Raw genomic sequence first — 25,896 nt, forward strand, 5'->3', positions numbered from 1 at the left:
TACTAGTTGTTGATAATTCCGCAGCGATTGTACTCAGAATCAATGTCAAGATACACTTCTTTCATTTTTTCTTCTAAGTAGGCTGCTCGCTTTTCAGCTTTCTTTAATTGTGTAGCAGCGGCTTTTAGCTTTTCATAATCATCTTTTAAGTTAGCTCTATGAGGTGCCAATCTTCTCTTGTAATAGATTATTCTCGAAACTTGAGCGTCTTCTCCTACCTGAATTTTCTGTGGCATTGAAATATCACCTTCTTGAAGTTTATCTATTTCAAAAAAAAGTTCAGGATCCAAGCGCTGCGCCGGGATTCTCAAAGAACCAAATTCATCAATGTAAAAGCCACCGTTAGTCTTTGTACTCTTGTCATCAGAATAAAGTTTCGCAGCTTCTTCAAAAGTTATGCTGTCGGCTAAAATCTTATCTCGAAGGTCTTTTAAAAACTCATCTGCATCTTCAACATCTTGAGCATTAGGTTTTGGCGTCATGAGTATATGCCGAGTTTGAAATTCATTACCTCTTTTCTCAACAAGTTGAATCAAGTGAAAGCCAAAGTCTGATTCCACTGGCATAGAAATCTCACCGGGTTTAAGCGCAAGCGCACCTGCTTCATATGCCGGATCTAAGGAACCTCTAGCAGAAAAACCAAGATTACCGCCATTCTGGCCTGAAGGACCTTCAGAATTGAACGTTGCTAGAATCTCGAAACTTTCGCCGTTCAGCGCCTTGTTTCTTAACGCAATCAACTTATTACGAACTTTTTCTTTTTCGCCTTCACTTACGTCGGGTTCTTTCACGATTACTCCCACTTCATATTCTACTGGGTACAAAGGCAAACTATCGACTGGGAAGCGTTGGAAAAACTTTCGCACCTCTTTAGGGGTGACCACTACGTCTTGAAGAATGCTATTTTCCTGCATTTCCATTCGTACTTGGTTTTCAATAGAAGGGCGCAATTCATTTAAAATTTGGTCTAAAGTTTTACCGTAATTTTTGTAGATCGCTTCTTCTGAACCGAAACGCTGTATGATTTGCTGAGCTCTACCTTGCATTTCGTAATCCATTCTGGCTGGCTCCACGAAAGTAGAGTCAAGATCGGCCATGATTAGGAGCACTTTACTCTCAACGAAGTTTTGAAGTAGAGCACAGCGAGCGTCTCCTTGAAATTCTTGCGCTTGTGGACTTGTTAAAAATTGAATGTAAGATGATTCAAGTTCACTTTTCAAGATGATCTTGTCATCAACTTTAGCGATAATTTTATCAACTACTTCACCCTGCCCGAAAACAGAAATTGGCGCTAGAAGCACAGCTAAGACAACTGATTTAGCGATAAATTTTGTAATCTTCATTTTCCTTTGCACGTTCATAAATATCATTCTCCAAGCTTTTTGCCAAGGCTACTTTTCTTTTGTTAAGAATTATATCCTTGATCTCTTCTTGCACAAACTCTAACGGTGATGCTTCCTTAGAAATTTTATACTCGTCTATTTTCAGCAAGTAAAGGTAGTCAGAATCCGTCTCTTCTACATACCTGTTTCTTCTAAGAAATTGCACCTTATTCGAAATTGTCGAAAAAGGCGAGTTTTTAATAATGTCATCCAGTTTTAACCATACAGAATCCTCCAAGGAGTAATTATCTGCAAACTGAAAGGCGTAAGATTTTAGTGATTCTAAATCTTGTGGCCGGTTTGATTTCAACCATCGGCGAATATCATTTTTCTTGGGGGCGTCTTTGTTTACTTTCAGAAAACGACCGCGTAGAATATTCTGTCTTAGCGTAAAGTTATCTATGTTCTGATTATAGTAAGATGCTACTTCTTGGTTGGTAATAAGTGTGTCTAGTGAATTCTGAACAATAAGCCTCTGATATTCATAGGAAATCAAAGCATACCTATAGTCAGACACTTTTCTGTTAATCTCCGATTGGTCAATTCGAACATTGTCTGTTGCCTCTTTTACCAATAACTCTTTTTTAACCCAATTTTTTACAAACTGGTCTGTAATTCTAATGCTATCTTGTTGGGAGGTACTGGGAGATATGAGGGCGGCAATATCTCCTTTATAGAGATATGAACTGCCAACACTGGCTACTATATTTCTGCCATTAGAAGTGTTACCATCTTTAGTACTCGATAGATAATCACACGAAGTAAGCGTGATGCTGATTAATACTATATAGAAAAGGTGCTTACTCAATACTTGCTAATTTTTTTAAAGCTCTTTTATTAATTACAACACTTCTCTTTTTTCTTAGTGTATTTACCCATTCACGATCTAAAAAGTCTTGATAGTCAGAAATTACTAACCCTCTTACTTCGTTAAAATCATAATATCCATCAGGAATAACTTTTTCGATTAGGTAATGCTCATTTCTGGCTTTATCAAAGCCCCAATTGCCTGTTTCTAAACCATTTGAATCAAAATTAGAGATTTCAGATGCCTTAACTGTTCTTTTCACAATTTTTAACTTTGACACCTCAGAATCGGTTAAAATTTCCTTGGCAAGGGCCTCTAAGTTTTCTACATCCTTATTTTGCTCGTATGCTTCTTTTAATAGTTTAACTCTATTATCAGGGAGACCGTTGATTGTTTGTAATTGATACCTTTTCTCGACTCTATATTGTTTGATATTTCGTTCAAAGTAACGCTGCGTACCTATTGTATCTTCCATTGCTTTGTTCCAGACTCGTTTTTGCATAACCTCAAAAAGCAAAAGCCCTTCTTCGTACTCCTTAAGCAAATAACCATGGGATGGGTATTTAGTGGGCGCTATTGAATCTTCATAAGATATGATTTTCTGCCTTTCAAAATCTTTGTAAAACGACTCTAGAATATCTGCTTTAAAGGAAATGTTTTGTGATGGTAAGAAGTTGATGAATTCTAGTCCTGAAATGCGTTTATTGCCTATTGAGAAAAGGGTCGAGGTTTTCAGTTTATCTAGTTGATTACTGTTGGGTTCAGCAAGCGCTGTTATTAGCAACTCATAGTTTTCTGAGTTTTTTGAATATCCATTTTCCTCTTTGAGCTTTTTTAATACCTGCTGTTCATCAAGGTTATTTCTGCTAGAGTTTTTAAGGGCCTGAATAATCTGCGCTTCTAGAACTTTTAAAGATGGTATTGGTTCTTGAAGATCTAGGCGTACAATATGCCACCCAAACCTAGTTTTCTGAGGTGCTGAAAATTCGCCCACCTTATTTAAGCTATAGGCTATATCCATATAATCGTCAGGAAGCTGCTTTATTCTTGCTAAGGGCAATTCACCTCCGTTCATTTTAGTCTTACTATCTTCTGAATAGGTTCTTGCCATTTCATTCCAATCTGCACCAGATTGTAGAGAGTCGTACACAGTTTTTGCAAGCGTTTCCGTTTCTATATTTCTGTTGTTGCTATGGGCAAAAAAGATATGAGCTGTTTTGAGTTTGCCTTTTGAAGATCTCTTACGATTAATGTGTAGAATGTGATAACCAAAACGGGTTCTAACTATTTTAGATACTTCCGATACTTGGGTGGCATAAGCGGCATCTTCAAAAGGAGAAACCATATCTAAAGCCGAAAACCACCCTAGGTTTCCACCATTAGGGGCAGATCCATCTTTTGAATATCGTTTGGCTAATTCCTCAAATTTAGCCCGACTTGTTGCTGCTACTCTTAAGCTATCAATTAATTTATATGCTTTAAGGCTGTCTTTAGGTAATGCATCTGGTTTAACCGGTATCAAGATATGAGCTGCTTCAACTTCGACAAGCATTCTGTTGTAGACTTCTTTTACTAAATCTTTTTCGGTGCTGGTACTAGATAAATAAGGTTTTTTGATTTGGGATATGTACCCTGAAAGTTCAGTTTTTAAAGCGGTAAGTGTATCAAAGCCTTCGGCACGCGCTTCAAGCACTTTAAGTTTAAAGTTTATATACTGATTTAAATAGTTGAGGAGTGAATCGTAGTTGAGGCTGTCATTTGAAGCATTGGTTTTGTTATATGCATACAGCAGTTCACCAGATGATATTTCTACATCGTCTATCGTAGCCAAAACAACATTATTTGATTGGTATGCGATGGCTTGACTTATGCTTAAAAAGCATAATAGAAATGCACATACTATTCTCATCTGAATCAAGGGTTTGTAAACGCTACTTTTTTATAAAGTGCTAGCGTGTTTTTAGAAGGACTAGTCTTAAATTGAATGTCGTCCATTATTTTCTTTACCAACATAATACCTATGCCTCCTTTATTTTTTCTTCTGATAAGGTCTTCTAGAGAAGGTGTCTCATAACTCATGATGTCAAATGCATTTCCATGATCTATGATTTTAAACCAGATTCCGTCGGCTTTAAAATCAATTAAGAGCCTAACTTGACTTTGGTCATCTACAGGGTGGCCATGAATAATAATATTGGCACAAACTTCGTCAACGGCGAGCACCATCATATTTACCTCAATATCAGAGACATTGTGTTTATTCAGCACATCTGTTACAAACTGACGCATTTGCCTCAATTTGTTTTTGCTACTCGGTATGTCGAAACTATATGCCATTAATTACAGAAACTGCTTCTTCTTTATTCTCTTTAATTGTCAATAATTGGTCCAGACCTAAGATGCCAAACACCTTAAAGACTTTTTCGGATAAACCGAATAATATGAAGTGGATTGATTTTTCAGAAATCTCTTCGATGTATGACATAAACACGCCAAGCCCTGCAGAAGAGATATAGTTGAGTTTGGTACAGTCAACAAGTAAGTTCGTATTCTCTTGGTCAATTGCATCTCTGATGGCTTTATCCAAGTGAATAGATGAACTCGCGTCCGCTTCTCCTTCTACGGATATTATTAGGTAATTGTTTTCTATTTCGGTCTGTATGTCAATCATAGTCTTATTCTATTCTACGATAATTAATTAAACTTGATCACCACCATTGTATAATCATCGTCCAAGTCTTTACCTCCGCAAAACTCATAGAGCTTGCTGATAAACACTTTTTGGATCATCGTTGGATCATAGTGAGCATTTTGATTTAAAAGATTTTTCATCCGATCGTAACCAAATTCGTCATGATCGGCATTGGATGCTTCTGAAATACCATCGGTATACAGTACTATTATGTCATCCTTCGCGAATGACATTTTGTTTACTTGTATAAAATTCTTGTAAGTAGAGTTTCTGATAATCCCGAGCCCTAGGCCTTTATTTTCAAGAAATTTAGTCTCCTTATTTTTCTTGTGATAGTATAATGTAGGGCAGTGGCCGGCTCTTGAAAATTCTAGAGTTCTTTTGTCAGTATCGATAATAAAGTATGTCAGTGTTATGAAAGATGTTCTTTCAAGACACTTACTTAGAGCGGTATTGGCATGGAATAAAAACTCTTCTGCTGAAAGGTCTAGTTGCACTAAGCTTTGGAAAATCCCTTTCATTTGTGACATGTGAAAGGCTGCTGAGGTACCTTTTCCAGAGACATCACCAATAACTATAACAAACCTATTTTCACTTAGCTGATAGGTATCATAATAGTCGCCTCCAACTTCGGCAGCAGCTTCTGTAAATGCGTGGATAGAGAAAGCGCTGTCGTGGTCTAGTTTTTTTGGTAAAAGTGCTCTTTGAACACTTTTGGCAATGTTCAGTTCTTCTTTGTAACGCTCGTTTAGCAGCGCATCTCCCATCAGTCTAAAGTTTTCAATCGATACACTTGCTTGACTGGCAAACGTGTTAATGATGGAAATCATTTCCTTATTGAAGCTATCCGAAACTTCGTTGAGCAAATACATGAACCCTTTCACCTCATTCTGAATAATGAGCGGCACCACAAAAACAGATTTATAGTTCGACTTTTTAAGGGTCACTAATACTCTATCCGATTCTGTATTTACCGCCAATGGGTTTTTAATTACGGTTCGTGTTTTACTAATCAGGATTTGCTCTTTTACCTTATTAAGGTTTTCTCGGCTTATGTGTTTCGAAAGTATCTTAGGTTCTGCATCGTCTAGTGTAACTTCAATCCAGCCGGCATCAGCATAAACGGCATTCATGGATGAGTTCAGTAATACATCGAATATCTGATCTTCGTTTTCTCCTTGTTGTATAGATTGGCTTAATCGCTGAAAATTGATGGCTTCTTCCATTTTCTTTTCAAATACTGAGGAAGTTGGTAGGTTAAAAAGAATTACCAGGACAGAGAATACGCTATAAAAGAGTAAGAAGGTGAATACGACAATAATGAAGAGATTATCAATGGTATTGAGGTTATCTAACGACTCATCAGAGGCTACATATAGATAATTAAAGAAGTAGAAGATATAAATGGTGATCAGTAAAATGATCAGCACGCTTTTCCACTTTTGTTTAAAATTTAAGTAGGCTACCCATTTCAAATTCCCGGACAAAATGATGGCCATTACTGCCATAATCGAGAACAGGACTTTGAAAAGTACATGATCTTGAAAAGTGTATTCTGTAAGGTTAAAGAAGATGGAGATCAGCAAGACAGACTCGAAAATATTCCAATAAATGACTAGACTCCTAGATTTCTGATAGAGGATAAGTTTCTTCCAAACAGTGAGCGTAGATATAAGGAAAACCGATATGAGCGCCTTATTAGTATTGAATAAGAATAGACTTAAAAACTCATTTTCTCCAAGTTTACTATCGGCTATTTCTGAATTGAATAGCATTATCGATAGGGAAATCACGGTTGTGACTAATCCTATAGCAAATACTCTCCATAATAAATCTACAAAACCACCACTTTCTACTGATAGTATTTTGTATCGATAATAAAGAATTATGAAGATGTAGAATAGGTCTTCTAGTAGAATGGGGATGTACCTGGAGATCTCTAAATCCAAAGAGCTCTTAGCCGCTAATACCTCCAGTATTTGGATAAGCGTAGCAATGACCCACATAAATACGGCCATTGTCATGCTTGCGCGCATGTAGAACTTCGGTGTAAAATGGATTTTCAAAGGCATAAATTCATCCGAAGCTACAAAATAAGGTATTGGTTGATTCTATAAAACGAAGAGTTTTAATTAATCATTGTTTAAGATAGTCCAATTCCAAGTTCTTTCAACTGGTTTTCGTCGACAGGGGAAGGTGAATCTATCATTACGTCTCTTCCTGAAGTGTTTTTTGGGAAGGCGATATAGTCTCTGATAGTTTCAGAACCACCGAACATCGCACACAGTCTATCGAAGCCAAAGGCGATACCACCATGTGGAGGCGCACCATACTCAAAAGCGTCCATTAAAAAGCCAAACTGAGCTTTAGCCTCTTCATCAGTAAAGCCTAAATGCTTAAACATAAGTTTTTGCATTTCCTTATCGTGAATTCTTATGGAACCACCACCAATTTCAACTCCATTGATCACCATATCGTAGGCATTGGCTCTTACATTTCCAGGTGTGGTATCTAGTTTTTCAATATCTTCTACTAAAGGAGATGTGAAAGGATGGTGCATGGCGTGATAGCGTTCGGTTTCTTCATCCCACTCTAGCAGTGGGAAGTCCACGACCCAGAGAGGGCTAAAGTCATCTGGATTTCTTAATCCTAAGGCTTCGCCCATGTGAAGACGTAGTTCGTTCATTTGCTTGCGCACCGAATTTTGCCCCCCAGAAAGTACTAACAGAAGGTCACCAGCTTCTGCATTCGCTTTTTCAGCCCAGCCTTTTAAATCTTCTTGACTGTAGAATTTGTCTACCGATGATTTAAAAGTCCCGTCGGTGTTACATTTCATATAAACCATTCCCTTCGCACCTATCTGAGGTCTCCTTACAAAGTCGGTTAGGGCATCGAGTTGCTTTCTTGTGTATTCAGCACAACCTTTAGCACAAATACCAACTACAAGTTCAGCTTGGTCAAAAACGTTGAAGCCTTTTTGCTGAGTCTGCTCATTTAGGTTGACGAATTCCATTCCGAATCGCACATCCGGTTTGTCGCTACCATATTTTTCCATGGCATCAGCATAAGTCATGTGAGGGAATTTATCTAGTTCAACCCCCTTTATCGTTTTGAAAAGGTGCCTTGTCATGCCTTCGAAAACGCCAAGTACATCATCTCTATTTACGAAGGACATTTCACAGTCAATCTGCGTAAATTCGGGTTGTCTATCAGCTCTAAGGTCTTCATCTCTAAAGCACTTCACGATCTGGAAGTAGCGATCGAAACCAGACACCATAAGCAATTGCTTAAAGGTTTGAGGTGATTGTGGTAGTGCGTAAAATTGGCCTTGGTTTATTCTAGACGGCACTACAAAATCTCGTGCTCCTTCTGGCGTCGATTTAATTAAAACAGGCGTTTCTACTTCAATAAATTCAAGATCAGCAAGATAGTTTCTAACGGCTATAGCTAGTTTACTTCTAAGTGCAAGTTTACTTCTTACCTCGTTTCTTCTTAAATCGAGGTAGCGATATTTCATTCTTAAATCTTCACCGCCATCAGTATTGTCTTCTATGATGAATGGAGGGGTTTTAGCGGCATTTAAAATTTCCAACTCCGTAACTTCAAGTTCAATCTCACCGGTTTGTATCTTATCATTCTTTGAATAGCGCTCTACCACAAGCCCTTTAGCTTGAACAACAAACTCTCTACCGAGCTTTCTTGCTGTATCCATTACGCTAGCATCAGTTTTACTTTCATCGAAAGTAAGTTGAGTGATTCCATAGCGATCTCTTAGGTCTACCCACAAAAGCCCGCCTTTATCGCGGGAACGCTGTACCCATCCACTGAGTACTACTTCCGTACCTACATGCGCTTTTCTTAATTCTCCACAAGTATGTGATCTCAACATTTCGACACCTTTTAAAAATGAGTGGCAAATTTAGTAATTGTTTTAGCAATTGGGTTTAATATTACATCGAAAACCGAGGCGAATATGGAGCTTAGCGTACATAAAGACGAGTATTTTATGGGGGAAGCATTAAAACAGGCTGAACTTGCTGCTCTAGAAGGCGAAGTTCCTGTAGGTGCGGTTGTCGTTGCAGAAAAGAGAATTATCGCTAGAGCTCACAACCAAACTGAAATGCTTACAGATGTAACGGCCCACGCTGAAATGCTGGCTATTACAGCAGCATTTAATGCTATTGGTGCAAAATATTTAAATGAGTGTACCTTGTATGTTACTTTAGAGCCTTGTGTAATGTGCGCTGGGGCTTTGTATTGGGCTCAGCTCGGTAAACTTGTTTTTGGTGCGGATGATGAAAAACGTGGATTTAGTAGGCACGATAAAAATTTGCTACATCCTAGAACAGAATTAGCGTCTGGGTTGTTAAAAGAAAACAGTGAAAAACTATTGAAGGAGTTTTTTGCTAGACTTAGATAGAATTACAATTTTTAGATAAAATAAATCAATATCAATTATGGCATTCGAACTACCTCAACTTCCATATGCATACGACGCATTGGAACCTCATATTGACGCAAGAACAATGGAGATTCACCATGGTAAACACCATGCGGGATACACTAATAATTTAAATAACGCTATTGCTGGTACAGAAATGGAAGGCAAGAGTATTGAAGATATTTTGGCTGATCACAGTGATAACGGTGCTGTAAGAAATAATGGAGGTGGTTTTTATAACCACAGTCTTTTTTGGTCGGTAATGTCGCCAAATGGAGGAGGAGAGCCTTCGGGAGATTTAGCGAATGCTATCAACGAAGCTTGTGGTTCTTTTGAAGCTTTTAAAGACGCTTTTGCAAAAGCAGCAGCTACTAGATTCGGATCCGGTTGGGCATGGCTTTGTGTTCATTCTGGTGGAAAAGTTGAGGTTTGTTCAACGCCAAATCAGGATAACTCTTTAATGCCAAATGTAGGCTGTGGTGGAACGCCAATTTTAGGTTTAGACGTTTGGGAGCATGCTTATTACCTAAACTATCAGAACAGAAGACCTGATTATATCAATGCTTTTTTCAATGTTATTAATTGGGATGAAGTGAGCAAAAGATACGCTGCAGGAAAATAAAATTCAATCCTACAAAACTTTGGAAGGCCAACTCGTTAGAGTTGGCCTTTTTATTTGTGAAATATTATTTTGATTACTCAAAACATGTATGTTTATTTATCAAAAATCAACCATAAATAATATTTTGATGATCCGCACAGTTCTTGTTACATTTTTTGCCCTTATTTCCATTAGTCTCTTCAGTCAGGTAGAAAAAGTCAAATTTGGTGATATTGACATGGACGATTTAGCCATGGAAGTATATCCGCTCGATTCAGGTGCTGAAGCTGTCTACTTAATCAGAAAAGGGGAATCATTTTTAGATGAATATGACGGCATGATGGTTACCGATATTCACGTTAGGCTTAAGTTCCTGAAGGAAAGTGGTTTAAGCCGAGGTGATATCGAATTGCAATATACGAAAGGAGTAAATGAAATTGAAAAACTAAAAGCTGCCACTTACAACCTAGTAGATGGAAAGATGGTGAAACGCACCATTTCCAAGAAAGAATGGGTAACCGAAAAATATGACAATGATCGGAGATCAAAGAAGATCTCTTTTCCAGATGTAACTGTAGGTTCAATCATTGAATATACCTACAGACAAAAAATTGGTAATTACTATAATATGCCCTCTTGGTCATTTCAGTTATCTATACCAACCGTATACACTGAGTTCAAAATGAACAAACCAAAGTATGGGGTTTATTTGCCAAGAATTAAGGGTTATCATGCTGCGGCCTATGTCAATACAGAAGGTAATTTATACCACTTGGTCATGAAAGATGTTCCTTCTCTGGAACGTGAACCTTATGTTTCTACAATTGAAAACTTTAGGTCAAAAATTGAATTCGAGTTAAAGGCGTGGACTATACCAGGAGAACCAACTCAAGCTTTTTTACAAAATTGGCGAGTGATTAATAAGTCACTCCTAGATTCGGATGGCTTGGGCAAAGCAATCAAAAAAACGGGTCAGTTAAAGAAGATTTATCCAGCTGACAAACAATGGGCAGAGAATGAAGAAAGCCTTAAAGGAATATATGAGTACATCAGAGATCATTTTGAATGGAATGGATATGTGTCTTATCGTGTAGTTGATAGGTCGAAGAAGCTCTGGGAAGAAGCAAAAGGCGATAATGCAGATATAAACATCCTGTTGGCGCAGTTCTTAGAAAAAGCAGGGTTTGAAGTTTACCCAGTAGTTTTGAGCACAAGAAGCCATGGGTATTTAGATAAGAATTTCCCACTTATAAAGCAGTTCAATTATCTAATAGTAGGTGTGATTTTTAATGGTAAGAAGATTCTATTAGACGCAACGGATAAGTTTAGGCCTTATAATGTACTTCCTACACGAGCTATGAATGGCGAAGGCTTAATGATTACGGAGTTTGGTGGGGAATGGATCGATTTAAGAGTTAATAGAGAAGCTAGTTCCAAGGTAGTCTCACTGGAGTTTAATTTTGATGAAGATGTAGAAACACTTGAAGGCAAAGCGCAAATAAACTTTAAGGGTACAATAGCCAGTCAAATAAGAAGAGGGTTACTTAATGAAAAGCAAAAGGCTGAAACAGAAGATTCTGAAGATGAGGAAGGAGATTCAGATGTGTTAGAAGACTATAAAACTGGAGATGTAGAAAACCTTGAATACAATAACTTAGAAATACCAGATAAAAGCCTAACCATAAACTATGACTTTTCTTCTGAAGCAGATATAAATATTATTGGAGACAAAATCTTTGTATCACCTATACTTTTAAAAGTCGCAGATGAAAATCCATTTAAACTCGAAAAGAGGCTGTTCCCTATAGAAATTCCCGCCCCTACGGCTGACACTTATATATTTAAGATGAAAGTTCCAGAAGGGTACGAAGTAGAAGAGTTGCCTAAGTCAATGAATATGGTTTTACCTGATAAAGGAGGGAAGTATATGTTTGTTGCAGGAGAGCAAAACGGATATGTTCAAGTTATGATTAGAATGAACTTGTCAAAGACAATGTATTTACCTAGTGATTACCCTGCTTTTAAAGAACTATTCAATCAAATAGTATCTAAACAGCAAGAGCAAATTGTACTAAAAGAGAAGGCAGACCAATGAGATTAATTACTTCTTTCGTTTTACTAATGATTGGCCTTGGCTGCTATGGCCAAGATTATGCAGTTTCGAAAATTCCGGCAGATATTAAAAAAGGGGCAAATGCTGTTATTCGTAACAGCAAACAGACGTATCAGATTATTGACGGAGCAAATGCAATATTCTCTGAAACTAAAGTAATAACTGTTTTCAATGAAGACGCCTTCAACTTAGCAGTATTTCAAGAGTCTTATGACAAGCTCTCTAAGCTTAAATCGATTAAAATTAATTATTACGATAGCAAAGGAAAGAGTATTAAAAAGGTGAGGCCTGGCGAAATCGAAGACGTAAATATCACAGGTTCTGGCTCCCTTTATGATGATAATCGACTAAAAGGCTATGTTCCAGAAGAATTTGATTATCCCTTTACCGTAGTTTATTCATATGTAAAAGAATATAAAGGGCTAATTGGACTTCGGTCTTTTGTACCTCAGTTTCGATCAAAACTCGGAGTAGAGAAAGCCTCATTTGAAGTTGTAACTCCGCCTAGCTATAATTTTAGATATAAAATGTTCAATGGGGCAGCTGAGCCTGTTATTGAAACAGGGTCAAAATATACTTATCAGTGGGAACTGCTAAACCTTAAGCCAAAAGAGTTTGAATACCGAGGGAAGTCAATTAGTGATCAAACCCCAAAAGTGCTAATGGGCTTGTCTGAGTTTGCAATGGAAGGTTATAGTGGAGATATGTCTACCTGGGATAATTTTGGTTCTTGGATAGCACAGCTCAATAAAGGACGCGATAAGATCACCCCAGAAGTTCAAGCTCAAGTTGATAAGTTAATTGAAGGAGTTGACAACGATAGAGAGAAAGTTAGACTGATCTATAAATACATGCAAGAGAATACCCGATATGTTAGTATCCAATTAGGAATTGGCGGGTTTCAGCCTTTTGAAGCACTCGAAGTCATCAAAAATGGATATGGTGACTGTAAAGCACTTTCTAATTATATGTATAGCCTCCTTAAATATGCCGGTATAAAATCGAACTATATGATTATTGGTGCTGGTCAATCTCAAGGTGATATAGATATAGAATTTCCAAGTTCCCAATTCAATCATGTAATACTTGGTGTGCCAATGAAAGCTGATACAGTATGGTTGGAATGCACTAGCCAAGTTGCACCTTTTAATTTCTTAGGTTCATTTACTGACGACAGACACGGTTTATGGATTACAAATGAAGGTAAAGGAACATTGGTAAAAACACCAAAGTATAATGAAGAACAGAGTTCCCAAATTCGGAAAGTAGAGGTTTCAGTAGATAGCGAAGGAAATGCCGAAGTACAGTTAGAGACGGTATATAAAGGCCTTCAATACGATGATTTTTATTCAATAATGAATGAAAGCACAGAAGACCAACGCAAGTACCTTTTGAATGTTATAGACCTCCCAGCATTTGATTTGGGTAAATTCGATTATGTTGAAGATCGTACCACAGAAGACCCATCCTTAACAGAACGTATCTCTTTAAATGCACGAAAATTTGCGACAAAAAGTGGGAAGCGACTTTTTGTTACGCCAAACCTTTTTAATAAGTATAAAGCAAGTCCGCCAAAAGATGATTCTCGAGAATCACCAATTGTTGTTGGTTATGGTTATATGGATATCGACACCGTTAAAATTAAAATCCCAGAAGGCTATAGGCTAGAATTTGAAATGGAAGCATATGAGTTGGAGTCGGACTTCGGCTCTTATAGTCTCGACTATGATTTCAACCCTGAAACAACGGAACTCACTTATATCAGAAAATTAGTAATGAAGGCAGGTGAGTACCCAGCACAGAAATATTCTGATTTTAGAAGCTTTGTAAGGAAAGTTGTAAGGCAAGATAAATCAAAATTAGTACTACTTGGTTCTACATAAGCATTGCTGCTCTTCTGATAATTACTTCTTATGAAAAAGTTTATCATCGCAATTGTCTTAATTTTTTTTCAATTAAGCCTTTTTGCTCAAGAAAAGTCATTTGACCGATCATTTGGTCAGGTGAGCCTAGATGATTTAGAAATGAAGTATTATGAGAAGGATAGTTCAGCTGAAGCGGTCTACCTCTATGACAAAGGTAAAATTGGTTTCGATGTTCAACGCGGACTGGTTTACTTCGAGTATCATGCACAAATCAAAATCTTTGATAAAAGAGGGTTTTATTTAGCCGATTTAACCCTTCCTTATTCCATTCAAAAGGGGACGGAACTTGAAGCTATTACTCATACCCTGATTAATGGAAAAGCCGAGAGAATTAAAGTAGGAAACGACGAGATACGAGATGAAATGGTCAGTGAAGGCCTATATTCAAGACAAATTTCATTTCCAAATGTTATTGAAGGTGTGATTCTGGAGTATCAATACAGGGTATTTAGCACCTCTCCGTTCGACTTCTTACCATGGTACTTTCAGTCTAAGATACCGGTAGAATATTCTGAGTTTATCTTAAATATACCTGGTGGGTTTAACCTTAAGCCGAGACTCTATGGTTATAATGATTTATATGAATATGACGATGGAACAAATTATAGTTATTGGCATACCTTGAAAATGATCGATATACCGGCTTTTGTTGAAGAGCCATATGTCAATAAAATTGATGATCATATCTCCAAAGTCACTTTTGAATATGAAAGCTTTTTTGCTCCCTCATGGGAAGAGCTGAATAAGCTAATTATGAATACAAAGGGCTTTGGCGAATTAATAGAAAAAATCAAAAGGATAAATTATTACCCAAAGTCTAAAGGTTGGGAAAACAACCTGAAAAGCTTAAAGTCTATTCACCAATATATTTCCAATCATTTTGATTGGACAGGGGAATATGGACTTTCATTTAGCGATAAGCCGAAAACAATTTGGAAAAGTGGGAGAGGAACCTCGGCGGACATTAATCTATTGATGTTAATGTTTTTGAGGAAAGCAGGTATTGACACAAAACCGATTTTTCTAAGCACGTTAGACCATGGATTGGTGAATAAAGAATTCATCAATTATCAGCAATTCAATAACCTAGTTGTTTATGCTAAAATAGGTGAAGAAGAGTTCCTTTTGGATGCAACAAGTAAAATGCGTCGATACGATATTCTTCCTGATGTTTGTATTAATGGGGAAGGGCTAGTTATAGACAATGGTGATGTGCAATGGGTTTCAATGAATTTGAACCAAGAAGTGGCAATGCAAGCAACTACTACCAAGTACACAATCAATGTTGAAGACTTATCAGTAAAGGGGAGTGCCAGAGTTACTTCAGTGGGTGCAGCAGCAGCCAATTCAAGAGAGGTTTTTAGCCAACTAGACTCCCTCGAAATATCTGAGTGGATTGAGGCCATTTACGGAGAAATGTCCTTCGATTCAATAAGTAATGAAGGCTTAGAAGAAAGAGCATCAAATTTTAGTACATCCTTTCAATATGAAGCTGAGGACTGGGTAGAGTCGATTGGAGATAGATTATTTTTTAATCCAGTAACGTTCAAAGAGATTGATCAGAACCCTTTTAAACTAACTGAGAGAACATTGCCGATAGACTTTACTATGCCCATACGCAATACTTACATTTTTAACATTGATGTCCCTGATGGTTTTGATGTAGAAGAAGTGCCTATTTCAGCCAATTATGTGCTCCCTGATAATGCAGGGATGTATACTTATCAGGCTCAAGTAATAGAGAATACAATTAATATCATTGTTCGATTTGCTATAAAAAAGACATTTTTTGCACCCAGTGAATATGGACCATTAAGAGAGCTTTTTAATCTCATTGTCGCAAAACAAAATGAAAAAGTAGCTTTAATAAAAAAGTAAAGTTTAATCCGTCTTGTAGATCATTTTTATAAAATTTCCTCAAAGGTTTTACTCTCAAAATGTATTCGAATTTAAGTCAGGAGAATTTCACAATGATTATGTTTTGACTACTCCTGACACCGAGGAAGGCTTTGGCTATGCTGCCCCATTTAGTGTTAGTGGCACAAAAAATTCTAAGCTGATTGAGTATGGTATACCAGAAGGCTCTGTAAAAACTGTTTTATTTAGCAACGAGCAAAAAGTTTCAGATTTTATATACTTCAAAAATGATATATCTCATTTTCCAATGAAACCCCAGTTTGTAGACAATAATGGAGGGTTGATAGACATACTTTCTTTTGAGAAGTACTCTTATATAAAGCAGAACATGGGGGAAGTTCAGGAACCTAGTTTTTTCCAACCGGCTGATAATGAATTTTTTTTCCGTTCTCTCAGACTTTAAGGAATCATCAAATCCTATTTTAATAAAGCTAAAAACAAGATAACCCTAACGTTGATTCTGGCCCCGTTGACATTTTTCGAGGGAGCTCATGATAAGTTTTTCGATGTATTTAAGATGCCTTTTGCATCATTTCGGAAATTTCTTCAGGGGGTTTTACTCTTCGACAGGCTTTCTCCACGCTGACTAATCTGATTTCTTCCTTATGAGTTCAAAAAAAATAGTATTTACGCTAAACCTATTATTCCTAGCGGATAATAAAATATTAAAAGTGATATTTTTTAGTAAAATAACTTCTATATTTATTTTAGTATAAATATAATCAGTAAAAATATAGATATGAAGTTTAAAAATGCTACAATGATGATAGCCTTAGGGGTAATTTTCTTATTTCCAAAATCAAATGCTGAGTCCATTCAATCGGATGCAGATTGGAGAAGTGGGTATAGTCCGGGAGAAGTTATTGTTGATAATGGATGGGTATTTATAGGAGCTGGAGGCGGTATGTATATTCGCAGCTATACTAAAATCACATGTTGCGTTGAGACAAACAGTAATAGTGCATGTAATTTTAGCTCCAAAAAAATCAGTGCTGATTGTGCTAAAAGCCAAAAGGTTAGCTAAGTTTTAAATAGTAGATATTATGAGAATTAAGAATGTATTGAATGTAGTAGTTTTTAGTTGCTTCATCTTTTTTGTCAGCGAAAATTCGTCTAAATCATTTTCATGTGAGGGTTGGAATGCTGGATACAAAATGTCAAGGATGAATGTCTATGGAGGATTCTCAGTTGGGTTGGGTGCAACTGTTGGGCCATCTGGGCCAGGTTTTGGTATTAATGCTGGTTCTAGATGGCAAAGAATCGATTGTTGTTTGGATACCAGTGCTGATGAGGCTGGTGAAGCAAGTGCATGTAACTTCGAGGGTATGAATTCTCAATGTTTGAACGTCATATCTTATACTCATTGTGCCCCAATAGTAGAAGTCAAACATACCTGATTAAAGGTTTCTTTTTTCGAAATATGGAAAGTAAAAAGCTATTTGTGTTCTTCTCTATTTCTCTTGTCTTAATATGCTCTTGTAATTCAGGTAAAGAATATTCTGATGAGTTAGTTAAAGTTGAACTTAATAATACTAAAAAGACCCTTGCACTTAGTTCGTTATTTGAAGGAGTAGATGTAATCCCTCTTCAGGGTAGCATTGGAAATTTGATCGGCCAAGTTCGGAACATAGTTTTCACTGAAGAATTGATTATTGTCTTTGATAATCTTCAAGAGAGGTTATTCTGTTTTGATAAAAGTGGGTCTTATAAGTATTCGGTGGACGCACAAGGTGATGGTCCTATGGAGTATGTATCGATAACAGACTACACTATCAACCAGTCTATGAATTCTATTGAGGTTTATTCTTTCAAACAAGGAAAGTTAGTTGGGTTTGATCTTGAAAGCGGTGAGGCTATCTACAATAGAAGGTTTAACTACTATCTACGTGAATTTACTTGGTTAAGTACTAACGAATACTTGATATATAGCCCAGATATTCTTAACAATGAACTAGATGGTGGTTTGATAAAAAGAGGTTCATTTATAGTCTCCAGTCAAGGTGATTTTATAAGGCATTTAGATATAAACAATAAGGAAAGCTACACTCAACCGATGAATGTTTTATCGGGATATGGAGACTATGCCTTGTTAGTACCAAGTTATTCTCAAAATGTATTCGAATTTAAGTCAGGAGAATTTCACAATGATTATGTTTTGACTACTCCTGACACCGAGGAAGGCTTTGGCTATGCTGCCCCATTAAGTGTTAGTGGCACAAAAAATTCTAAACTAATTGAGTATGGTATACCAGAAGGCTCTGTAAAAACTGTTTTATTTAGTGATTCACAGAAGATCTCTGATTTTATATACTTTAAAAATGATGTATTCAATTTTCCAATTAAGCCTCAGTTTGTAGATTATGATGGGGGGCTGATAGATATACTCTCTTTTGAGAAGTATTCTTATATAAAACAGAATTTGGGCGAAGTTCAGGAATCTAGGTTTTTCCAATCTGCTATCAATGAAAACTTTTTTACCATTCTCTCAGACTTTAAGGAATCATCAAATCCAATTTTAATAAAGATAAAAACTAAATAACTGGAGTATTGACACGGGCTCCCTTGATATTTTTCGAGGGAGCTCATGACAAGATTTTCAACGCATTTAGGAGGCCTTTTGCATCATTTCCGAAATTTCTTCAGGAGTTTTACTCTTAGACATGCTTTCTCCATGCTGGCTAATATCCAGCCCTAGTTCTTCAGAGACTTCATTAACTCTCATTGGAATGATTAGGTCAGTGATTTTAAACAGTGCATAAGATGCTCCAAAAGTATACCCGCCTACTAAAAATACTGCTGCCATGTGTTTCCAAAAAGTTGAAGGGTCACCATAGATAAGACCAACATCCTTCGCAAAAACTCCGGTAAGGATCATTCCGACAATCCCGCCTACACCATGGCAAGGGAATACATCAAGCGTGTCGTCAATGCCTGTTTTGTTTTTATAATAGACTACAATATTCGAGACAATTGCTCCTGCTACACCTATAAATACACTTTGACCTATGGTTACGAAACCAGCCGCTGGTGTTATGGCAACTAACCCAACAACAGCACCTATGGCTGCCCCTAAGCCAGAAATTTTTCTTCCCATCAGCGCATCGTACATCACCCACGCAAGCATGGCAGCAGCGGATGCAACTGTTGTCGTAGCGAATGCCATCGCGGCATCAGAATTTGCTCCGAGCGCCGAGCCGGCGTTGAATCCAAACCATCCGAACCACAACAGGCCTGTCCCTAAGAGTACAAATGGAATATTAGCCGGCTTGTGGAGGTTACCATGATTCTTTCTTCTTCCTAAAATAATTGCCGCGGCTATTGCTGCAAAACCAGCAGACATATGCACAACGGTACCTCCTGCAAAATCAAGGACGCCCCATTTCCTTAAAAACCCATCAGGGTGCCAAGTCATATGAGCTAATGGACTATAAACGACAATACTGAACAAAACGATGAAGAGCATGAAACTTGAAAATCTGACACGTTCTGCAAAACTACCTGTTATCAAGGCAGGAGTTATTACTGCAAATTTCATCTGAAATAATGCAAATAAAATAAATGGGATAGTTGGAGAAAGGTCTGCCTGAGTGCCGCCACCAACTCCTTTAAAGAAGGCATATGTCCTAGGATCCCCAATAAACCCTCCAATGGAATCACCAAAGGCCAAACTAAAACCACCTAATACCCAAACTAAAGTAATCACGCCCATGCAAATGAAACTTTGAAGCATAGTGGAGATAATGTTTTTTCGACTTACCATACCGCCATAGAAAAAAGAAAGGCCTGGGGTCATTAATAATACTAAGGCAGTTGCTGCAAGCATCCAAGCGGTATCACCTGCATCGATATTACTTTCGGATGCTATCGATTCGGCTGATGAAAAGTCTAATAAACAAACAAAGGCCACTATGATTAATAGTGCGAAGCCAGGAATCCATTCTTTTCTCATTTTCTGTATTTTGTCTAGAAATAGGGCTAAAAAACGGCCCTAAAATATTTATATACAGTAAATTAAGTAATAATAGGCCTTTATTACCTTTGGTTAAAAGATAATTGCGTGAAATCGATTGAAATCGTTGATTTACTACTTTTTAGTTTTTAGCAGTTCCTTTAGTTCACTCAACTCGTCTCGAAGTTTGGCAGCTTCCATGAAGTCTAGTTCTCGAGCAGCTTTCTCCATAGACTTTTGAGTCTTCTGAATCATTTTTTCAAGTGCGTTTTTGTTCATGTATGCGACAACAGGATCGGCAGCGATAGAATGTTCCTCGCTTTCTACATAGTAAGACTTGTGTCCTTTTTTAGAATCGGCAATACCAGTCTGGCTCATAATGGCCTCTTTAGACTTCTTGACCGTCGTAGGAGTAATGCCATGTTCTTCATTATAAGCTATTTGTATGCTGCGCCTTCTGTTGGTTTCATCAATTGCTCTTTGCATAGAATCTGTAGTGACATCAGCATACATGATCACATGACCATTTTCATTTCTCGCGGCCCTACCGATTGTTTGAATGAGCGATCTTTGATTTCGTAAGAAGCCTTCTTTATCTGCATCTAATATGGCGACTAACGATACTTCAGGTAAATCCAATCCTTCTCTTAATAAATTGACGCCAACAAGGACATCAAAAATACCCAGTCTTAATTCTCTGAGTATTTCTACTCGATCTAGTGAACTTACTTCCGAATGAATGTATCTAACTTTGACGTTGGCTCTTTCTAGGTATTTCGTCAACTCTTCGGACATTCTTTTGGTCAGGGTAGTGATTAAAACTCGTTCTTCTTTTTTTACCCTGATGTCAATCTCTTCAAGCAAATCATCTATTTGATTTAAAGATGGCCTTACTTCGATTATAGGATCTAATAAGCCCGTTGGACGTATGATCTGTTCTACAACTTCACCCTCAGTACGTGCCAACTCATAATCTGCCGGAGTGGCACTTACATAAACTACTTGATTGGTAAGTGCTTCAAATTCGTCGAATTTTAAAGGACGATTGTCCAAGGCAGAAGGGAGTCTGAATCCATACTCTACAAGGTTCTCTTTTCTTGATCTATCACCTCCCCACATGGCACGGACTTGTGAAACAGTTACGTGGCTTTCGTCAATGATTAATAGGTAATCATCAGGAAAATAATCTAGTAAACAGAAGGGTCTTTGACCTTTTTGCCTTCTATCGAAATATCTTGAATAGTTTTCTACACCTGAACAATAACCAAGTTCTCGCATCATTTCTAAGTCGAACTCAGTTCTTTCTTTTAGTCTTTTTGCTTCTAAAAATCTACGATCGTCTTCGAATTGCTCGACTCTTTCGACCATGTCATTTTGAATTTCTTTTATGGCTGTTTGAAGAACATCCTTGCCTGTAACGAACAGGTTTGCCGGAAATATTGTAATTATCTTTTCTTCTGAAATCTTCTTTCCGGTAGCCGGATCAATCATCTGAATCGATTCAATCTCATCTCCCCAGAAATATATTCTATAAGCAAAATCCCCATAAGCGATGTAAATATCAACCGTGTCTCCTTTAACTCTAAAATTTCCTCGCTTAAATTCTGCCTCAGTTCTGCTATAGAGAATGTCTACTAAAGCAAAGAGCAACTGGTTTCTAGGTACGCTATCGCCTACTTGTAGTTTAACAACGTTTTTCCCAAATTCTTCAGGGTTTCCGATACCGTAAATGCAAGATACAGAGGCTATGACGATCACATCTCGTCTACCCGTTAAGAGTGAAGAAGTCGCGCTGAGTCTAAGTTTTTCTATTTCTTCGTTAATGGAAAGATCTTTTTCGATATACAGGTTACTATTTGGGATAAAGGCTTCGGGTTGATAGTAGTCGTAGTAGGATATAAAGTATTCTACTGCATTCTCGGGGAAAAACGTTTTAAACTCACCGTACAACTGAGCGGCCAAGGTTTTGTTGTGACACAGCACTAAAGTTGGCCTTTGTGTTTCTTGAACAACATTTGCCATGGTGAAGGTTTTACCTGAACCGGTGGCACCTAGCAATACTTGTGCTGGTTCGCCGGCGTCTAAGCCTTTTACTAAGCCTTCAATTGCCTTGGGTTGATCGCCTGTCGGGGAAAATTCCGAAGTGAGTTTAAAGTCCATAGATTAAAACTAATAGGAAGGATTGACTCCATGAAACTTTAGAGTTTCTTATTTGTTCCAAATCTCCCAAGACTTTTCAGCTTGGCCATGGAGCATCTCTAGTCCATTTTTCACCCAACAATTAGCGTCTATTCCTTTTTGCATAAATGGGGTGATTAATGGATTATAGACAAGGTCGTATAGGAAATGGTTTTCGGTCAGCTGCTCATACGGAAGTTCAGGAATGCTTTCATAGTTAGGCGACATTCCTAAAGGAGTTGTATTGATAACTAATCTTGATGCTGCGAGCTGGTTAGGGGAATCCAAAATTTCTTGATATGAAACTTTATTCGAACCTGAGCTTCGAGAAACGAGTTGAAAGTTAATGTTCAAATCTTTTAAAACAGCTTTTACAGCTTTTGATGCGCCTCCGGTTCCTAAAATCAACGCTGATTTTGGTATTGAATTAGCGCCGAAAAATTTTGTCAAAGAACTCTTAAATCCGTAGTAATCACTATTGTAGCCTATCTTTTTACCATTTATAATCTTAATGGTATTAACTGCTCCTATGGATTCTGCCTTAGGATCAATCTCATCAAGATAAGGGATAATCTGTTCCTTATATGGGATGGTAACATTAAGTCCGGTTAGTTCTTGATTCTCTTCAAGCAACTTAGAAAACTCTTCTATGGACTTTAGGGGAAATAATTGATAAGATGTACGTTGAACTTCTTCCTTCTCAAATTTTTCTGTGAAATATTTTTTTGAGAACGAGTGACTTAAGGGAAATCCGATGAGTCCAAATTTTCGCATTTTAATCTTTAGTCAGCCAGTTCGCTAAGCGTTCAATAAAGAGCACGATGAGGAATCCTGCTGCTGCAAACCCAACTGCCTCAATAAAATGAGGCTCTAGACCCGTTTTAGCCAAAAATTGGTTGGGTAAAATATTTACTTCGTTAAGAGGTTTAATTTCTCCATGTCGGTCAGTATAAGTTTCAATCGTCTCTTTCCATGGCCAAACTTTATTCAAAGCGCCAATCATGAATCCGCTTAACACACCTATAGTAATGTTATGATATTTCTTAAATAACCAGCTTATTACTCTTGCAAAGCTTAAAATACCTACAATACAGCCGGCCATAAAGATTAGTATATCACCAATACTTCTTTCTTTTAAAGCAGTCATCATGTACTCGTATTTACCGAAAAGTAAAACAATAAATGAACCTGAAATTCCAGGTAGAATCATTGCGCAGATGGCTACGGCACCCACAATAAATAGAAACCAAGGGGAATCTGGGGTTTCAGAAGGTACTGCGGAAGTTATAAAATATGCTGCACCTGCTCCTATAATAATGGCCACGAATACACCTACATTCCATTTTTCAATTTCCTTAAGCACCATTAAAGCTGAAATGATGATTAGCCCAAAGAAAAACGACCATAATTGAATAGGGTAGTTGTCCAATAAGAAGGTGATTAGCTTAGAAAACGAGAGAAAACTAGTAATAATCCCTGCGAATAGAACGATGAGAAATGTGCCATTGATATGCTCCCAAAGTGCCTTGATCTGAAATTTCTTCAGATGGTTCAGGGCTACCATGTCTACACTCTTTATAGAATCTAAAAGTTTTTCATAGATGCCAGTAATGAATGCGATGGTCCCACCAGATACTCCAGGAACCACGTCCGCACCACCCATGGCAATTCCTTTGAGGAAGAGTACCAAATGACTTACTAATCGATTCATCTTATTTGTTCATGTCAAGGAAATGACTGAAAGTATCACCTCGTAAACCTAAACGTATGGTTTCTAAAGGGATCATATCTGCAGGAGCTATGTTTCCTAGGTTTACATTGGCGCCCATTAGCTTGATGAAATAAACTTGCTGCGTTTTTTGAGGTGCTTCCCAAATGATCTTCTCGAAGGGTATTTTCGTCAAGATTTCCTGAACGAGACCAGACCTTACTTCACCAGTTGCTCTGAAAAGTCCAACGTTCCCACTTTCTCTTGCTTCGCCTATAACTTTCCAAGCACCTGCATCCAGTTCTTTTTGCATTAACTCGATCCATTTGTAAGGAGGGATAATTTTTTCTTCGTCTTTAGAGCCAACTTCTGAAAGTACAGTTACTTGCTCTTTCAGCGTTTTAATATATCCACACTTTTCGTCATGATCCATTTCTATTGAACCATCAGAAACTTCGGCAAAGGGCATCTTAAATTTATCGAGCAATTTTCGATAGTCATCAAATTGATTTCTAGCTATAAATGCTTCAAAAAGGGTTCCTCCAAAATAGAATGGAATACCAGCTTGTCGATAAATCTCGAGTTTCTCTTCTAAGTTTGGTGTAACATAGGAAGTTGCCCAACCTAGTTTTACAATATCGACATAGTCGCTACTTACACTTAGAAAGTCTTCGGCCTGGCGAACGCTAAGTCCTTTGTCCATGGCCATTGTAAAACCTTTTTCTCTGGGTTTCTGTGTCCTTTCGGGCACATTCTTCAAAAAGTAATGCATTTATTTTTTATCTCTATACTGGTCAATGATCTTATAAAGTGCCTTTTGTGTTTCTAACTTTGGAAAGAATTCAAAGAGGACTTCGTGATTTTCGAAGTTCAAAATTAATGCATTTTCCAGATAAGTAAAGGCTTCCTTGTAAAGGCCTGCGCTGATTTGATATACGACCATGCGATAAATCAGGTCAGAATCATCTGGTGACTCGTCTAAAGCCCTTTCCATCAGTGCTATAGCTTTATGATATTCGCCCTGATCATGATAAATAAAAGACCAGTCTAACCAAATGTCAGAATTATTTGGTTCTAAAAGTGCTGCTTCTTGATAAGCTTCTGCAGCGGTAACTATATTTCCTATATGGTATTCGGCGTCGGCAACGCCCATCCAATAGTTGGCATTTTCAGGATCTAATTTTAGCGCCTTGTTTAAGAAGTGAATAGCTTCGTAAAACTTATCTTGTGCTGCTAAACAACATCCTATGCCATACCAAGCATCTTCATAAAACTGATCTAGTTTCGATGCTTTGCGATAATACTTTATGGCATATTCGTAAGCACCTTGTTTCTCATAAGATGCTCCTATGCAACAATAGACCTCCGAAGATGGCCCTTCGTTAGTGAGCGTATTTTTATAGGCTTCTAGCGCGTCAGTAAAACGCTCAAGGTTCATATAAGAATTCCCAAGGTTGAACCATGCCGAAGCGAAGGTGTCGTCTATTACAAGGGCATAGTCATAGGCCTTTACGGCATCCTCGAATTTTTCTAATTTGTTATAAACTATACCCAGGTTATACCAGGCATATGCGGAATATGGGTCTTTATCTATAAATGCTTTATAATAGGATACGCTGTCTTCAAGTTTACCTGTTACGTCAAGACAATAGGCTAGTTCGTAAAGAGCACTTTCGTGATTGATATTAACTTCTATAGACTGCTTATAGTAATCGATGGCTTCTAAATAGCGCCCATTTGTTTGATAAGTTAGGCCTACGTTATAATACACTTCTGATTTATCTTCAGCTAGGTCTAGTGTACTAAGAAGTACTTCTATAGCTTTGTCGAATTCGCCAACTATTGATAAAATATTACCTTTTACAGTAAGTAATTCTGGATCGTTTGGGTGAAGGTTTTCAGCATTCTCAATTACTTTCAATGCTTCATCAAATTGTTCTTTACCTAAATAGCACTGCGCGGCCAGCATGCTAATTTCCATACTGAATGGATACTGCTCTAGTGCGAGTTTAGATGCTTTAAGCCCACGCCCAAACTTAAGTCGATCTAGATAGTATTGTATGATCGTTTCATATTCTGTAACATCGAAAAAATTGAAAGTCTGATTCTTGAGTTGCTCCTCGAACTTGTCAATGAGCCCACGTTCCTCCTCTCTACTCGGATAATCTTCCTGCATCGATTA

22 protein-coding genes are annotated in these 25,896 nt (G+C 37.5%); 9 read left to right on the forward strand and 13 right to left on the reverse strand.

Features of this window, described 5'->3' with window-relative positions; translation table 11 throughout:
• Window positions 1–2: 2 nt before the first annotated feature.
• From JXQ92_RS11650 to aspS, 7 genes are all read right to left on the reverse strand, one after another.
• Entirely contained in the window at window positions 3–1,343 is a 1,341-nt protein-coding gene (locus JXQ92_RS11650) for a peptidylprolyl isomerase (protein WP_421986793.1), read from the reverse strand.
• Window positions 1,318–2,190, reverse strand: a complete 873-nt coding sequence (locus JXQ92_RS11655) for a peptidyl-prolyl cis-trans isomerase (RefSeq protein WP_421986794.1) — start codon at window positions 2,188–2,190, stop codon at window positions 1,318–1,320. Before JXQ92_RS11655 ends, JXQ92_RS11650 begins: the two co-directional genes overlap by 26 nt.
• Window positions 2,183–4,099, reverse strand: a complete 1,917-nt coding sequence (locus JXQ92_RS11660; protein WP_421986795.1) for a peptidylprolyl isomerase — start codon at window positions 4,097–4,099, stop codon at window positions 2,183–2,185. Before JXQ92_RS11660 ends, JXQ92_RS11655 begins: the two co-directional genes overlap by 8 nt.
• Window positions 4,100–4,104: 5 nt before the next feature.
• Entirely contained in the window at window positions 4,105–4,527 is a 423-nt protein-coding gene (locus JXQ92_RS11665) for an ATP-binding protein (protein ID WP_421986796.1), read from the reverse strand.
• Window positions 4,517–4,861 carry an STAS domain-containing protein gene (locus JXQ92_RS11670; RefSeq protein ID WP_421986797.1) on the reverse strand — a complete coding sequence of 115 codons (345 nt, stop codon included), beginning with the start codon at window positions 4,859–4,861 and terminating at the stop codon, window positions 4,517–4,519. The genes JXQ92_RS11665 and JXQ92_RS11670 overlap by 11 nt, the downstream gene beginning before the upstream one ends.
• 23 nt (window positions 4,862–4,884) lie before the next feature.
• Window positions 4,885–6,954 (reverse strand): GAF domain-containing SpoIIE family protein phosphatase, encoded by a 2,070-nt coding sequence (locus JXQ92_RS11675; protein ID WP_421986798.1) that lies wholly within the window; start codon window positions 6,952–6,954, stop codon window positions 4,885–4,887.
• Between the two features lie 71 nt (window positions 6,955–7,025).
• Window positions 7,026–8,771 carry an aspartate--tRNA ligase gene (aspS, locus tag JXQ92_RS11680; protein WP_421986799.1) on the reverse strand — a complete coding sequence of 582 codons (1,746 nt, stop codon included), beginning with the start codon at window positions 8,769–8,771 and terminating at the stop codon, window positions 7,026–7,028.
• Window positions 8,772–8,855: 84 nt separating this feature from the next.
• Between aspS and JXQ92_RS11685 the strand changes: the two genes are divergently transcribed.
• The 9 genes from JXQ92_RS11685 (at window position 8,856) to JXQ92_RS11725 (ending at window position 18,418) form a co-directional block, all read left to right on the forward strand.
• Window positions 8,856–9,302: a nucleoside deaminase gene (locus JXQ92_RS11685; RefSeq protein ID WP_421987368.1), complete on the forward strand. Its 447-nt coding sequence runs from the start codon at window positions 8,856–8,858 to the stop codon at window positions 9,300–9,302.
• A 37-nt stretch (window positions 9,303–9,339) separates the two neighbouring features.
• A complete protein-coding gene (locus JXQ92_RS11690; protein WP_421986800.1) occupies window positions 9,340–9,945 on the forward strand; it encodes a superoxide dismutase in 606 nt (201 codons plus the stop codon).
• Between the two features lie 127 nt (window positions 9,946–10,072).
• Entirely contained in the window at window positions 10,073–12,019 is a 1,947-nt protein-coding gene (locus tag JXQ92_RS11695) for a DUF3857 domain-containing protein (protein WP_421986801.1), read from the forward strand.
• Window positions 12,016–13,920: a DUF3857 domain-containing protein gene (locus JXQ92_RS11700; protein WP_421986802.1), complete on the forward strand. Its 1,905-nt coding sequence runs from the start codon at window positions 12,016–12,018 to the stop codon at window positions 13,918–13,920. The genes JXQ92_RS11695 and JXQ92_RS11700 overlap by 4 nt, the downstream gene beginning before the upstream one ends.
• A 30-nt stretch (window positions 13,921–13,950) precedes the next feature.
• Window positions 13,951–15,840 (forward strand): DUF3857 domain-containing protein, encoded by a 1,890-nt coding sequence (locus JXQ92_RS11705; protein WP_421986803.1) that lies wholly within the window; start codon window positions 13,951–13,953, stop codon window positions 15,838–15,840.
• Window positions 15,841–15,943: 103 nt separating this feature from the next.
• A complete protein-coding gene (locus JXQ92_RS11710) occupies window positions 15,944–16,282 on the forward strand; it encodes a hypothetical protein (RefSeq protein WP_421986804.1) in 339 nt (112 codons plus the stop codon).
• A gap of 336 nt (window positions 16,283–16,618) precedes the next feature.
• Complete coding sequence (locus JXQ92_RS11715) at window positions 16,619–16,903, forward strand: hypothetical protein (protein WP_421986805.1); 285 nt, start codon at window positions 16,619–16,621, stop codon at window positions 16,901–16,903.
• Window positions 16,904–16,922: 19 nt separating this feature from the next.
• A complete protein-coding gene (locus JXQ92_RS11720; RefSeq protein ID WP_421986806.1) occupies window positions 16,923–17,276 on the forward strand; it encodes a hypothetical protein in 354 nt (117 codons plus the stop codon).
• A gap of 23 nt (window positions 17,277–17,299) precedes the next feature.
• Window positions 17,300–18,418 carry a 6-bladed beta-propeller gene (locus JXQ92_RS11725; protein WP_421986807.1) on the forward strand — a complete coding sequence of 373 codons (1,119 nt, stop codon included), beginning with the start codon at window positions 17,300–17,302 and terminating at the stop codon, window positions 18,416–18,418.
• A gap of 66 nt (window positions 18,419–18,484) precedes the next feature.
• Here the strand turns inward: JXQ92_RS11725 and JXQ92_RS11730 are convergent, their stop codons facing one another.
• The 6 genes from JXQ92_RS11730 to JXQ92_RS11755 form a co-directional block, all read right to left on the reverse strand.
• Window positions 18,485–19,828 (reverse strand): ammonium transporter, encoded by a 1,344-nt coding sequence (locus JXQ92_RS11730; RefSeq protein WP_421986808.1) that lies wholly within the window; start codon window positions 19,826–19,828, stop codon window positions 18,485–18,487.
• A 135-nt stretch (window positions 19,829–19,963) separates the two neighbouring features.
• Window positions 19,964–21,988 carry an excinuclease ABC subunit UvrB gene (gene uvrB, locus JXQ92_RS11735; protein ID WP_421986809.1) on the reverse strand — a complete coding sequence of 675 codons (2,025 nt, stop codon included), beginning with the start codon at window positions 21,986–21,988 and terminating at the stop codon, window positions 19,964–19,966.
• Window positions 21,989–22,036: 48 nt separating this feature from the next.
• Entirely contained in the window at window positions 22,037–22,780 is a 744-nt protein-coding gene (locus JXQ92_RS11740; protein WP_421986810.1) for a shikimate dehydrogenase family protein, read from the reverse strand.
• Between the two features lies 1 nt (window position 22,781).
• Complete coding sequence (locus tag JXQ92_RS11745; RefSeq protein WP_421986811.1) at window positions 22,782–23,717, reverse strand: DUF368 domain-containing protein; 936 nt, start codon at window positions 23,715–23,717, stop codon at window positions 22,782–22,784.
• A 1-nt stretch (window position 23,718) separates the two neighbouring features.
• Window positions 23,719–24,486 carry a phosphosulfolactate synthase gene (locus JXQ92_RS11750; RefSeq protein ID WP_421986812.1) on the reverse strand — a complete coding sequence of 256 codons (768 nt, stop codon included), beginning with the start codon at window positions 24,484–24,486 and terminating at the stop codon, window positions 23,719–23,721.
• Entirely contained in the window at window positions 24,487–25,890 is a 1,404-nt protein-coding gene (locus JXQ92_RS11755; protein ID WP_421986813.1) for a tetratricopeptide repeat protein, read from the reverse strand.
• Window positions 25,891–25,896 lie beyond the last annotated feature (6 nt).

The sequence above is a fragment of the Roseivirga sp. genome, assembly GCF_049099775.1.
GTDB lineage: Bacteria > Bacteroidota > Bacteroidia > Cytophagales > Cyclobacteriaceae > Roseivirga.